The following is a 12,503-nucleotide window of genomic DNA, read 5'->3' on the forward strand; positions in this document are numbered from 1 at the left end:
GGCTCCTTACATCTCCTGCGAGTTGAAAGTGATGTTCAGGGCAATGTCGCCGTTGATGGGCGGAGGTTCGAGCATGGCATGCTGCTGCGCCATCTTGATCGCCTTGATGGTGGACAGGTCGAAGTCCTGCCGGCCGGACGAGTTCTGCACGTAGAACTGCTGGATGTTCCCATTGCGGTCCACGGTAACGCGTACAACGGCGGAGTAGTTCATGGAACGGTCAATGATCGGCGGCAGGGCCCAGTACTGCTTGATGAGATTTCGCACGTAGTTGCCGTAGGCCGTGAGGGGGTCTGCGCCGCCACCGCCGCCGCGTCCGCCGCCTGTGCCGCGTCCGGGGCCGACGCCTTCTCCTTCGCCGCCGCCCACCGAGCCCTTGAGCGCTTCAAGCTCGCGTTCCAGCTCGGCGCGGGCCTCGGCTTCCTGGGAGGCGGCCTCCTTCTTGGCGGCGTTCAGGGCCGAAGCGATGATGTCGCGCGAGGAGGGCCGCTTGGGCGTGGTCTTCTTGGCAACCTGCTTCTTGGGCTGCTCCTGCTTCTTCTCGACCTTCTTTTCAGGCTCCGGCTTTTTCTCAGGCTCAGGCTCGGGCTTTTTCTCGGCGACCTTCTTCTCGGGCTTGGGCTCCGGTTTCGGCTCGGGCTTGGCCTCCGGCTTCTTGGGCAGGTCCTTTTTCTCGGCGCTGATGACCTTGCCCTTTTCCACGGGCTGGGCCTGGGGCGCGGGCTGCGGCTCCGGTTTGACCTCGGGCACGGGCTCGGCCGCTATCTCCTTGGCCGCGGGCTTGGCCGGTCCGCCTTCGGGCTCGGCCGATTCCGGCTTGTCCGGAGCGCCCTTGGGGCCCAGGGGGAGCCCCGGCGTGCCCACGATATCCACCGTGTACACCTGTTGGGTGAGATCAATAGGTTTGGAGCCGCCAAGGCCGCCGCCGAGAATGACCGCGGCGAGGACCGTGACGTGCACCAGGATGGAGAGAAGCAGAGGTATTGTGCGCATTGCCGGAAAGGCTCCGACGGACGGCTACGAGCCGGAAGCGTTCTGAGATTGCGGTTGGGCCGGGGCCGCCTGTCCGGCAGGAGCATTCGCGCCGGCAGGAGCAGCGTCCGGAGCCCCAAGGTCGGGTTCCGCCACCACGCCGAGCTTCTCCAGGCCTGCTGCCTTGATCTCGCCCATGGCGCCGACCACGACGCCGTAGGGCACGTCCTTGTCCGCCTTGAGGAAGAGCTGCTTTTTCTGGGCGATCACGTTGACTTCCACCTGGGCCTTAAGATTCTCCAGGGTCACCGGGTACTGGTCCAGGGTCATGGCGCCGTCGCGGGCTATGTTCAGCACGAGATGGTCGGAGTCCGTGGGCAGAACCTCCACGGTGCGCGTCTGGGGCAGCTGCACGTCAAGGCCCTGGGTCAGCATGGGGGCCGTGACCATGAAGATGATCAGCAGCACGAGCATGACGTCCACGAACGGAGTCACGTTAATGTCGGAGAGCATGCCCCCGGCGGAACGGGTCTGGATGGCCATGGGACGATCCTTTGTCAGCGGTCCGTAAAGCGTTTCTCGGCTTGGCGGCGGGTCGGGGCCTGTGCCTCTTCATCGCCCATCAGGACCGGCAGCTCGCGCTGTACGCGGTTCATGAACACGCCGGCGAAGCTGGAGAGCTCGGCGTCCACGCCGCCGATGATGCCCATGAAGTAGTTGTAGGCCACGGTGGCCGGAATGGCCACGGCAAGGCCGATGGCCGTGGCGATGAGCGCTTCGGAGATGCCGGGCGCCACGGCGGCGAGGGCCGCCGTCTTCATTTGTCCGATCTGGTGGAAGGAATGCATGATGCCCCAGACCGTGCCGAAGAGGCCGATGAAGGGCGCGGCGTTGGCGCAGGTGGCCAGGAAGGGCAGGGAGCCCGACATGTTCGCGCTTTCGCCTTGCACCCCGCGCGAGAGGGCGCGGTCGAGGTTCTCGTTGAGCGCCTCGTACGGCGTGTCGTCGCTCATCTCGCCGAAACGGTTCAGCTCGGTGACGCCTTCCACGGCCACGCGGTATGCCGGGGAGTTCTGGTCGCGGCCCATGCGGGCGATGGCGCCGTGCAGGTCGTCGGCGTCCAGGAACTCGTCGGTGTCGCGGCGCACCTTGCGGCGCGCGCCGGTCAGCGTAAATGCCTTGGTGAATATGATGGCCCAACTGGTGAGGGACATCACAGCCAGCAGGATCATCACCGCTTTGACCACGATGGTGGCCTGGCTAACGAGCGCCCATAACCCCATTTCCATACCCAATCTCCTTGAATCTCCGCTTACCGCGGCAATGTTGCGCTGGGACGCGCCTCACATAAGATGTTTCGCAATGGCGGGCAAGACCATCTCGCAACTGGCGCGGATAGCCACGTCCGCCAGGGAGCCGAAGCTCGACGGACCGAGGTTTACCTCGATCATCTTCCCGCCGCGGTTTTTGACCTGGCCGGGGATGGTGTTGGCCGGGGCCACCTCGCCGGAGGTGCCGACAACGACCACGAGATCCGCCTGCTGCGTCATGGCGAAGCTGCGCGCCATGGCCTCCTTGGGGATCTGCTCGCCGAAAAAGACGATGTCCGGCCGGACAATGCCGCCGCACTCGCACTCCCAGGGCTTGTCGTCCATGGTCATGGCCGCGGCTTTGGCCGGGTCGAGCCTGCGCTTGCAGCGCATGCAGTAGAGCCGGGAGCCGTTGCCGTGGAACTCGATGACGTTGCGCGAACCGGCGGCCTGGTGCAAACCGTCGATGTTCTGGGTGATGACCGCGTCCACCATGCCGGCCTGCTCCAGCTCGGCCAGGGCGACGTGGGCCGGGTTCGGCGAAGCCTTCTCGAACATGTCCAGGGCGTCGAACAGGAACTCCCAGACGCGTGCCGGGCGAGTGCGCAGGGCCAGAATCGTGGCGACCTCTGCCGGATCGTGCTTCTCCCACAGGCCGCCCGGGCTGCGGAAATCCGGAATGCCGCTGGGTACGGAGATGCCGGCGCCGGTCAGGACGACGGGCCGCTCGGCCTCTTTCCATATCTCGGCGGCTTCAATGATGGCGGCATGTTGTGAATTATTCAGATGCATTGTCGTGCTCGCGGATCCGGCGCGCGGAAATGCTGCAGACGGATCACAAGAGACCCGGCTACCACATTTGGCTTCCGGTTGGGATCCGGTAACAAGAACCTTACGAAATATTTAGATTCTCTCTATACTTTTTTTAGCATGTTTTTAACCGCTCACGCAAGAGAGAAAAACGCGCCGCGGAAGGGGGTATACCGCGGCGCGTCCGGACCGTGGGGATGACACGCGTACCTAGTCGCGTGCTGCGCTTTTATCGCGCCGGTCCATGTATCCCTCGTACTGGATACGCTTTCCCGCCTCTTTCTGCTTGGCCATCTGCTCGGTGGCCGAGCCGCTGAAGCTCTCCTCCACGGAGCTTTCGAGCTCGGACACTTCGGAGTCCAGGTTCTCCTGCACCTTGTCCGAGCCCACGGCCTGGTTCTGCTGTGCAGTCTTCTGGCGGTAATTTTTTATGGCTTCCATGGCCTCGTCCTTGTCGCCGTCGGACACGGCTCGGGCCACGGTTTCCTTGAGCTTTCCGTAATCCTCGCGCAGCACCTTGCGCTCCCAGGCGGCCGGTGCGTAGGACGCCTCGGCCTCGGACTCGTCCGCCACGGCGGCTATGCGCAGGGGGGAGGCGAGGGTCTGGTTCATTGTCGCGTTCTCCTGCATGTAGGAGACGGCCAGGGAGTCGAGCACGTACTCCGCGGCCTTGCGGGTGTCGGCGCGCAGGGTCAGGTGGATGGTCCGGGAGGAGCCGGCCGTGATGTCGCCCACCAGCAGGGAGGCACCGTCGCCGCTGCGGGTGATCTCGTAGCCTGAGGCTTCCTCCAGGGAGACGCCGCGCGGCAGGCGGATGTCGATGGACATGGAGGTGGCTGCGATGCGCCGCGCCGCGTGCAGCTCTTCCATGAACAGATCGGCAAAGGCCTGGGGCTCTTCCAGAAAGTGGTAGGTGCCGCCGCCGGCGTCGGCCAGGCAGGTCATGAGATACTCGTTGAAGTCCAGGCCCACGCCCACGGCGCTGACGCTCCAGCCCTGCATGGCGGCGCGTCGGGCCATGCCTGCCAGCGCGCCGGGATCGGTAACGCCCCGGTTGGCCAGGCCGTCGGAGATCAGGATGACGCGCCGAGTGCGGCCGCTGGGATGGGGCGGACAGCCTCGGCAGTCGTCAAAGGAGATCGGTGCGTCGTCATCCAGCATGGCCACCTGGCGGAGCTGCTCCAGGCCAGTGCGCAGGCCGGAGCCCAGGTTGGTGTTGCCACCGGCCACGATGCGCATGACGGCCTGTTGCAGCAGGCTGCGGTTGCCGGCGGTGACCTGGATGGGCGGGGTGTGCACCTGCACGCCGTCCGCGTAGGAGACGAGGCCCAGCCGGTCGCGGGGGCTCAGCGTGTCCACGAGCAGGGCCAGGGCGTTGCGCGCGTCGGTGATCTTGGCCCCGCGCATGGAGCCGCTGCGGTCCAGCACGACGACGAGGTCCACGGGCTTTTCCACAGGCGCCGGCCTGTCGTCCGGGTAGGTGTCCGGGGCAAAGAAAGTGAGGGCCAGGGAGAAGCGGCCGTCCGAGCCTACGGCCACCTTGCTGCGGGTGAGCGAGGCGCCGAGCTCCAGGGGGCCTTCCGTGAAGGATGCGTCCGGGGTGTTGACGGCCGACGAACCGCTGGCTGTGGCGCCGGGACCGAAGGCCAGCGCCGCCGTGAAGCACACGACGAAGAGTATGATGAGCAGCAGGGTTTTCCGTCGCATGGCTGTCCTCCTTGCTTTGGATGCATGCCTTGGCGGGTGTATCCGCGACATGGACAAAACATACCCCAGCGGCCGGAGCGCTCAAGGCGGCGGAAAGTAAAAGATGCCGCACGCTTTTTCACAGTGTGTTTACGTTCTTGCAGGTGACTGTCAGGATGGACCATGCTAGCGTGCAGCGCACGCGCAGCGTATTGGTACAGCGCGCAATTTCAGGAGAAAGGAAATATGGCGGAAGCGAAGACACGCATACTCGTGGTGGAGGACGACACGGCCATCCTGGGCGGTCTCGTCGATCTGCTGGTTTTCCACGGGTACGAGGTGGAGGGCGTGGAGGACGGCGAGATTGGGCTGGAGCGCGCCCTGGAGGGCTGCTTCGAGCTCGTCCTTCTGGATGTCATGCTGCCCGGAATGGACGGTTTTTCGGTGTGCGAGGCCCTGCGCAAGCGACGGCCCAGCCAGGCCGTGCTCATGCTCACGGCCAAGGGCTCCGAGGAGGACGTGGTGCGCGGGCTGAAGACCGGTGCCGACGACTACGTGACCAAGCCGTTCTCCATCGGCGAGCTGCTGGCGCGGGTCGAGGCTCTGCTGCGCCGGACCGGCAAGCCCGGCGGCCAGGAACGGCTGGCCCTGGGCGGCGTGGTCTTTGACAGCGCGGCCCTGACCGCCTCCGAAGGGGCGAACTGCGTGGACCTCACCCGGCGCGAGATGGACATCATTCTCCACCTGCACGCCAAGGCGCCGGCCATCGTCTCCCGGCAGGAGCTTCTGGCCCAGGTCTGGGGCTACGGCGACGCGGACATCGAGACGCGCACCGTGGACAGCCACGTGGTCAAGCTGCGCCGCAAGCTGGAGCAGCTGGACAGCGCCATGCAGTTCATCGTCACTGTTCGAGGCGAAGGGTACCGCCTGGCGCCGGAGCTCTTGTCCGAAGGATAGATCGTGCGCCGTCTCACCCTGCTCATTCTCGTTTTTATCCTGCTGCTCGGGCCGCTGCTGGGCTACGTATTCTGGTGGAGCTACGGCGGCATGAAGCGCGAGGAGGCCTCCACGCTGCGCTTCTTCGCCACGGCCCTGCTCGACTCCATGGAGGACGAGCTGGCGCGAGTGGTGCAGCAGGAAGAGGCGCGCGCCGTGGACGAGTACGCCTCGGTGCTGGCCTCGGACCGCGGCGCCGGAGAGGGCGAGCTCTCTCCCCTGGCCAAGCAGCCGGACGAGCCGTGGATCGTGGGCTACTTCCAGTCCAACCCGGACGGCTCCTTCCAGACGCCCCACGTGGATCTTTCCCTGGACCGCATCGCCCTGCTGGAGGCAGCGCATGCGGAGCTCCTGCGCATCCGGGAGCAGCCGGAGCGCGCGCGGACAGCCGGCTCGCGGCGTACTCTGGAAGGCAGCGAGGCCGGCTTTTTCATTGCGCCGCGGCAGAACGCCACGGCCAAGGAGGCCGCCCAGGCCGAGTCGACCATCATGGAGCGCTACCTGCGCCGGCGGGAGCCGGAAGAGGAGCGGCGAGTGCTGGGCAAGTCCAGGCAGGAGACCAGGCAGATCACACCGGGCCAGGCCCTGAACCTGAGCTCCGGCAAGAGGACAGCGGCCAAGGATCAGACTGCCTCGTCAGGGGAGTCGGAACCCACGGTTCAGGCCGAGTCGGACGAGGCGTTCAGCGCCGACAGGACGCCGCTTCTGGAGTACGATCTGGGAGGCTCCGGAAACGGCGCCGTGCTGCCGGAGCTGCCGGCCGCCGGCTCCAGCTTCCGGGTGGAAATCGCGCCGCTCACATCGGTGCTGCTGGGCGACGACCGGGCGCTGGTCTACCGCCGGGTGATGGCCGACGGTAAGGTGGTGCGCCAGGGTTTTCTCATCGATCTCTACAGCTTTCTGGAAAGCCTCATCGCCCGGTACTACATGGACCAGCCCATTGCCGGGTACACGCGCCTGGCCCTGACCGTGACCGACGGCGCCGGGCGCACGCTGCTGACAGGCAAGTCCGGAGAAGGTCCGGAGCCGGGCTTTGCGCCGGCCGTGGACATCTTCCGCACCTTCCCCAGGCCGTTCTCCTTCCTTGGCGCGCGGCTCTCGGCCGACGAGGTGCCTGCAGGGCAGGGCCGTCGGGTGCTGGTGGGCGCGGCTGGCGTGGCGGCGTTCATCCTGATGGCCGGTCTCGCGGCCATCTACCTGTCGGCGCGCAAGGCCGTGGAGCTCTCCAGACGCCGCGCCGGGTTCGTCTCCTCGGTGACGCACGAGCTCAAGACGCCGCTGACTTCGATTCGCATGTATGCCGAGATGCTGGAGCAGGGCGTGGCGCGGGATGAGCCCTCGCGCAAGCGCTACCTGGGCGTCATCGGCTCGGAAGCGGCGCGGCTCACCCGACTCATCGCCAACGTGCTGGAGTTCTCCCGGCTGGAGCAGCGCGAGCGGCCCCTGGAGCTGAAGAACGGCAGGCTGGACGAGGTAGTCTCCGAGATCAGCGCGTCGCTCCGGCCCAAAATCGAGCGCGAAGGCTTCGAGCTCCTGGTGGACAACCAGCTGGAGCGCGGCTTCTCCTACGACCGCGAGGTGATGGTGCAGGTGCTGATGAACCTCGTGGAGAACAGCATGAAGTTCGGCAGCGAGGGGTCGGTGAAGCGCATCACCGTGACGGCGCGGGAGGAAGGCCCGCGTGCAGTGGTGACGGTGCGCGACACTGGTCCGGGCGTAGAGCCGCGGGACCTGGCGCGGATATTTGACGATTTCTACCGCGCGGATGATTCCCTGACGCGCAAGACCCAGGGCACGGGCCTGGGCCTGGCCCTGGTGAAGCGGTTCGTGGCCGCCATGGGCGGCACTGTGACCGCGCACAACGCCGAGGACGGCGGCCTGATCGTGGTCATGAGCTTCCACGCCAGCCCGCTGAAGGCGTAGAGCCACTCAGCAGCTGTCGACTCTAAGGATTCCCCGGGCGTTTCAACTCTGCAAAGCACTCCCTAGACTCTCGCGTCGTCCTCCCACACCTCTATCCGGACAACTCGCCAACCGCGCCTAGCTCGTGGCCGCGGTCCGCGCCTGCTCGAATGGCAGCGGCGCCGGGTCGTACGCCTTGCCCTGGCGGATGTCCTGGAGCAACCGCCGCTCCGTCTCCGCCGCCGGCTGGCGCTGCTTGAGCCCCAGATTTTCCCACTGCGCCAGCTCGCCTTCCATGAACCTGTGCTCCATGTTGCTGTCCTGGTCGTAGAGCGTGCCGATGGTGTACCACGCCGCGGCTGTCTCGAAGTCGCCCTGCACCCGGCTGGCCAAGCCCAGGTAGTAGGCCACCTCGCCGCGGTTGTGGTCGTTGGTGGCGTACTCCAGCAGCGGCGCGGCCGGCGCCTTGCCCAGCAGAAAGCGGATTGTTTTGGCGTAGATGTCCTGGGGAACGCGGTCCAGCCTGGTCAGGATGGTGGCGTCGTAGCCTTGCGGCGTGCGGTCGTTGGCGAGCCAGCCGATGGTCTGCAGCAGAAGCATGTAGGCGTGGAACCTGGGGCGCGTGTCGTACGTGAGCAGGTCGTCCACCATGACGGGGCGGTAGTACTGGCGCTCCATGAGCCCGGTGGCCACGCCGAGGTACATCTTGCCCCTGGTGCTGGAGCGCAGGTCGCGCAGGGCGGCGTCCTCCCCGTAGCCGGGGTGCGCGGCCAGGACCATGTAGCGGAGAATCTTGCCCGTGGGTCCGGCGTTGGTGAAGGAGGCATGCTCCATGTAAGCCAGGGCCGCTTCCGGCCGGTTTGCGGCAAGGAGTTTTTCGATTGCGTCCTGGGCGAACCACCAGGGCAGCCCCTTGCCCCTGTTGACCGCTTTGGAGAACGCGCCGATGCGCTGCACGGCCTGGTCGTACGGCATGTGCTTGGTCAGCTCCACCATGGTGTCGCTCACCCAGCGCCGGGGTATGTGGGTGTTGTCCTCGGCGCGGGTCTGGGCAAACGCCGCGGCCTCGTCAATGCGGTCGGCGAGTATCAGGCTTTCCAGGTTGTAGGCGTAGTAGAAGCTGGCGGTGGGGTAGCGTTCGTGCAGGGCGCGGAATATCTCGTCGCTGCGCTCGGCCTCCCCCATGCGGGCCAGGGCCTGGGCCGTGGTGGCCATGACGGCTCCGATAGCGCTGTCCACGTTGTGTCCCACCAGCTGGAGCGCCTTCTCCGGCTGGTCGTGCTCGATGTACAGAACGCCCAGGGTGCAGCGCGTGTTGTACGCGCCCACGGTATTCTTCGACATCTGCTCGCCCATCTGGTCGAGGTAGAGCTTCTCGGCCTCGTCCCACATCTCCAGCTTCTTCATCACGCGCAGGGTGTTGCGCATCAGGATCCTGTCGCCAGGGTTCAGGGAGATGGCCTGGCGGTAGCAGGCCAGGGCGTGATCCAGCCCGTTGCCGCCGTGCTCGGCGTAGAAGTCGCCGGCTTTGCGCAGCAACCGCCCGGCCGTGACGGCCTTGGGGTTCATGCCGTTGAGCGAGGCTCGGAGCACAGCCTCGTCGCCTTCCAGCTCGGCCAGGAACACGGCGCGGTCGCCATAGGCGGGGTTCAGCCGTATGGCGCGCCGCAGTGCGCTGGCCGCACGGGTCTTGCTCTGCTCGTCGATCTGTTCGGCCCACTCGGCCAGGCCGCTGGGCCGGGAGTCCAGAATCTGCGCAAGCCACGGCCTGGACGCGGTCTCCTGCGCCGGGAAGATGAGGAACTCGTTTCCCTCGACGAGAAACGGCGTGCACTCCGGGCTCTTGAACAGGGGCGAGATCGCGGCTTCAGCGTCCTTGTGGCGTCCCGCGGATTGCAGGGTTCGCGCATTCATGGCGATGACCAGTGGGTGGTTGTCCATGGCCGTTGCGAAGTCTTCCAGTATTTCCCGGCCTTCCTCGGCAACGCCGCGGCTGAAGGTGTGCGTGTGGTGGAAGTTGTAGAGAATGGATTCGTAGTAGCTCTGCATCACGTTGCGGCACTCCGCCGCCGTGGCGAATGGCCCGTCGCCGCCGCCGGCCAGGGGGTCCCACAGCGTGAGCCGCGCCGCGAACCGGCGCATGTCCGGGAACTCGTCCTCGTCCACGTCCGCATCGGTTTCGAGCCATCCGCCCGGCTCGTTGGGCCGGCCGACCACGTGGTTGACGTACTCCAGCGTGAAGAACGTGAGATTGAGCCGCTCGGCAAGGGAAGCGTCGTCGGCTAAAGCGGCGAGGACCGGCAGGGTCAGGGGCAGGAAGTCCCGGCCCGCGTTCACGTACCCTCCGATTCTGCCATGCTCTCCGGCCTGGGCCAGGAGGTCCATGTACAGGATCGGGGCCAGGGTGGATTGTGCCGCGCGCTTCTCGTCCAGGGCGGCGTCGGCAAGGCCGGCGCAGTCTGCATTCAGGGCCAGATCCATCAGCTGGTCGGCGTCGTCGCGCGGGGTGATGTCTTGCGAAGCCAGCAGCGCTCCCTGCATCTGGGCGTGGCTCGCGTAACCCATGGCCAGGGCGAGCAGCCCTTCGTCGCGGACAAGCTCGCCAGGCGTATTATCCGGCGCGGCGTGGCGCGCCATGGCCAGGAAGGCGACGCCGCGCGTGGCCAGCGGCTCCATGCGGGCCAGAGGGTCATCAGGCAAGCCCATGAGCATGAGGGCGTAGCCGCGGACGGCGCGGCGCAGCAGGGCGGGATGCGGACCGTGCTCCACCCCCAAACCGTTCAACGCAGCTAGGCCCAGGAACAGCGCGCGTGGCTCGCCCTGGTTCAGCAGATCATCCGCCATGGCCAGCGCTTTTTGCGGCGGTACGCTATAGCTGGGCAGCGGCCCGGCATGTTTTTCCAGCAGGGTGATCCATTGCTCATACGCCTGGAGCCAGTCCGCAAAATCGGCGTCGTAGGGCAGCTCCACCGCATCCAGCTCCTCGCCGTCGCGTTGGAGGCTGGCGCGGATGCGCGTTGCGTCGTAGCGGATGTCCGCAGTCAGACCGTCCGGGCCTGCGCTATCCGCCCGGGCCGGCGGCCAGACATGGTAGAGGTCCAGCAGGCAGGAAAAGACGTTGGCGAGCCGGCGGTCCGGGTCGAGCAGCAGGGCGTCCTTCCAGTACTGGGGCTGGTCCACGAAGGCGATGTCCTGAAAGCTCATCTGCCGCCAGCGCAGGGGCCGCAGGCCGCCGGGCATGTATTCGACAGCGGATACTGTTTGCCGGGGCGGCTGGGTAAAGGGGTTGGGCGTAGGCTTGGGAGTTGCCCGAGCCGTGGGCGCCAGCGGAACCGGCACGGGCAGATAGTCTCGGAGCAGCTCCGGAGCCGTCTTCCAGACCACGAACAGAGCGAGGCAGAGCGCGGCCGCACCCACCAGTCCCCAGCGGAAGATTCGCCGCAGCAGGCCGGGGCCTTCGGGCTCGTCGTCATCCTGGTCGATTACATAGTTGCTGGACGCGTCGGGCCGGGGCGCAGGGTTTGCGGCGTGCGCAGACGGCGCAGCGCGTGGCGTGGGGCTCGTGGTTTGCGCCACCCAGGTGGGCACCTGCACGGCTTCGAGGTCGACAACCGCGCCGCGTTCGCGCAGGAGCGAGGCCAGACGCTCCGCCGTGTCGCGGTTCATGCGCTGGGAGATGATGCACGGCATCTCCTCCAGCCGGTTCAATGCTTCGGGCCTGGAGGCGCCGAGCTTTTCCAGAACGCGCAGGGCAAGCTGCCGGCTCGGCGCGGTGGGTGTTTCACGGAGAATTACGCGGACGAACTCCTGCGCGGCTGCAGACATGGAAGGACCTCCCGGGGGATGAGGAGCCATGAGCATCGGCGACGTCAACGTGCTGGCGCGTCGGATTCTATAGTGGGGCAGTCTGATGCATAGGTGATCAACATAGGATCGTTTATATGGAGGGGTAGCACGGCCGCAGGCGAAGGGCAACCGATACGGAGGGAAAATGCGGTGTGCCGGTTGGAGCCGGCAGCGGGGCAGGGATCAGCCGCGCGGGGCGGCGAGCATCTGCATGATCAGCGCGCGGGCGTTGGCCTGGGTAGCGTCGTACTCGTCTTTGCTGAGTCCTGCGCCCAGGGCCGCGGCGCGGCGCACGTTGGCCGGCAGGAAGTCTGGCGCCTCGTGTGCGCCGGAGTTAATCAGAAGCTTAACGCCGTGCTCGCGGGCCAGGCTCGCTACCAGGCCGTTGGCCAGACAGTGGCCTGCGCGCAGGGATATCTCCAGATGCACGCCGCGTTCGGCCGCCAGTGCCGCTTCCTCGTGGGAGAGGATTCCCGGGTGGGCCAGAAGGTCCGCGCCGGACTCGATGGCCGCGAGGTTGGTGCCCTGGGCCACCGGGGCAAGGATGCTCTCGCCATGCACGGCCACGAGCTGCGCGCCCAGCTCCCGCGCCCGGGCCACGGCGCCGGACAGCAGGGCCGGCGGCACAAAGGTGAGCTCCACGCCCACGAACACGTCCACATCGGTGTAGATGGAGTCCTCGGCGGATTTGCGCAGGACCTCCACGGTGTGCTCCAGAGTGGCGGTGTCGGCGTGGTCCAGCAGAATAACGGCGCGGCAGCCGGCGGCGCGGGCTCTGGCAGCGGCCTCGGCAGGCACAAGCCGGCCGTCGGAAACAGTCGTATGGATGTTGCAATCTATCATGAGCAGAGGGGGCGGTGGTATGTACGGCTGTGCAGAGGGGGCGTTCAATCGGAAAAAAGAGCAGGGGCGAGCATCGCGAGCAGAGGACGCAGCCGTCCACGGTACGTCGTCCAGGCCTCCGGCCGCATAGGGCCGGAT

General features: G+C 66.6%; 9 protein-coding genes. 2 read left to right on the forward strand and 7 right to left on the reverse strand.

Features of this window, described 5'->3' with window-relative positions:
- Window positions 1–6: 6 nt before the first annotated feature.
- From E8L03_RS17865 to E8L03_RS17885, 5 genes are all read right to left on the reverse strand, one after another.
- The gene (locus tag E8L03_RS17865) at window positions 7–993 is read right to left on the reverse strand and encodes a TonB family protein (RefSeq protein ID WP_144305116.1); all 987 of its coding nucleotides are present in this window, start codon (window positions 991–993) and stop codon (window positions 7–9) included.
- A 24-nt stretch (window positions 994–1,017) separates the two neighbouring features.
- Window positions 1,018–1,515, reverse strand: coding sequence for an ExbD/TolR family protein (locus tag E8L03_RS17870; protein WP_171268079.1), 498 nt, complete (start codon window positions 1,513–1,515; stop codon window positions 1,018–1,020).
- 14 nt (window positions 1,516–1,529) lie between these two features.
- Window positions 1,530–2,261 carry a protein TolQ gene (gene tolQ, locus E8L03_RS17875; RefSeq protein ID WP_144305114.1) on the reverse strand — a complete coding sequence of 244 codons (732 nt, stop codon included), beginning with the start codon at window positions 2,259–2,261 and terminating at the stop codon, window positions 1,530–1,532.
- Between the two features lie 54 nt (window positions 2,262–2,315).
- The gene (locus tag E8L03_RS17880) at window positions 2,316–3,074 is read right to left on the reverse strand and encodes an SIR2 family NAD-dependent protein deacylase (protein WP_144305113.1); all 759 of its coding nucleotides are present in this window, start codon (window positions 3,072–3,074) and stop codon (window positions 2,316–2,318) included.
- A 228-nt stretch (window positions 3,075–3,302) separates the two neighbouring features.
- A complete protein-coding gene (locus tag E8L03_RS17885; RefSeq protein ID WP_171268080.1) occupies window positions 3,303–4,799 on the reverse strand; it encodes a vWA domain-containing protein in 1,497 nt (498 codons plus the stop codon).
- A gap of 225 nt (window positions 4,800–5,024) precedes the next feature.
- Between E8L03_RS17885 and E8L03_RS17890 the strand changes: the two genes are divergently transcribed.
- Window positions 5,025–5,735: a response regulator transcription factor gene (locus tag E8L03_RS17890; protein WP_144305111.1), complete on the forward strand. Its 711-nt coding sequence runs from the start codon at window positions 5,025–5,027 to the stop codon at window positions 5,733–5,735.
- A gap of 3 nt (window positions 5,736–5,738) precedes the next feature.
- Complete coding sequence (locus E8L03_RS17895; protein WP_144305110.1) at window positions 5,739–7,697, forward strand: sensor histidine kinase; 1,959 nt, start codon at window positions 5,739–5,741, stop codon at window positions 7,695–7,697.
- A 117-nt stretch (window positions 7,698–7,814) separates the two neighbouring features.
- Here E8L03_RS17895 and E8L03_RS17900 read toward each other — a convergent pair whose 3' ends face one another.
- Complete coding sequence (locus E8L03_RS17900; RefSeq protein ID WP_171268081.1) at window positions 7,815–11,501, reverse strand: hypothetical protein; 3,687 nt, start codon at window positions 11,499–11,501, stop codon at window positions 7,815–7,817.
- A 204-nt stretch (window positions 11,502–11,705) separates the two neighbouring features.
- A complete protein-coding gene (locus E8L03_RS17905; protein WP_144305108.1) occupies window positions 11,706–12,365 on the reverse strand; it encodes a histidinol phosphate phosphatase domain-containing protein in 660 nt (219 codons plus the stop codon).
- Window positions 12,366–12,503 lie beyond the last annotated feature (138 nt).

Source organism: Oceanidesulfovibrio marinus (assembly GCF_013085545.1).
Classification (GTDB): domain Bacteria; phylum Desulfobacterota; class Desulfovibrionia; order Desulfovibrionales; family Desulfovibrionaceae; genus Oceanidesulfovibrio; species Oceanidesulfovibrio marinus.

Bases quoted from the DNA above. Each gene is read 5' to 3' on its own strand.
- E8L03_RS17890 (WP_144305111.1), top strand. From the start codon at position 5,025: ATGGCGGAAGCGAAGACACGCATACTCGTGGTGGAGGACGACACGGCC.
- tolQ (WP_144305114.1), bottom strand. From the start codon at position 2,261: ATGGAAATGGGGTTATGGGCGCTCGTTAGCCAGGCCACCATCGTGGTC.
- E8L03_RS17885 (WP_171268080.1), bottom strand. From the start codon at position 4,799: ATGCGACGGAAAACCCTGCTGCTCATCATACTCTTCGTCGTGTGCTTC.
- E8L03_RS17880 (WP_144305113.1), bottom strand. From the start codon at position 3,074: ATGCATCTGAATAATTCACAACATGCCGCCATCATTGAAGCCGCCGAG.
- E8L03_RS17865 (WP_144305116.1), bottom strand. From the start codon at position 993: ATGCGCACAATACCTCTGCTTCTCTCCATCCTGGTGCACGTCACGGTC.
- E8L03_RS17870 (WP_171268079.1), bottom strand. From the start codon at position 1,515: ATGGCCATCCAGACCCGTTCCGCCGGGGGCATGCTCTCCGACATTAAC.
- E8L03_RS17905 (WP_144305108.1), bottom strand. From the start codon at position 12,365: ATGATAGATTGCAACATCCATACGACTGTTTCCGACGGCCGGCTTGTG.
- E8L03_RS17900 (WP_171268081.1), bottom strand. From the start codon at position 11,501: ATGTCTGCAGCCGCGCAGGAGTTCGTCCGCGTAATTCTCCGTGAAACA.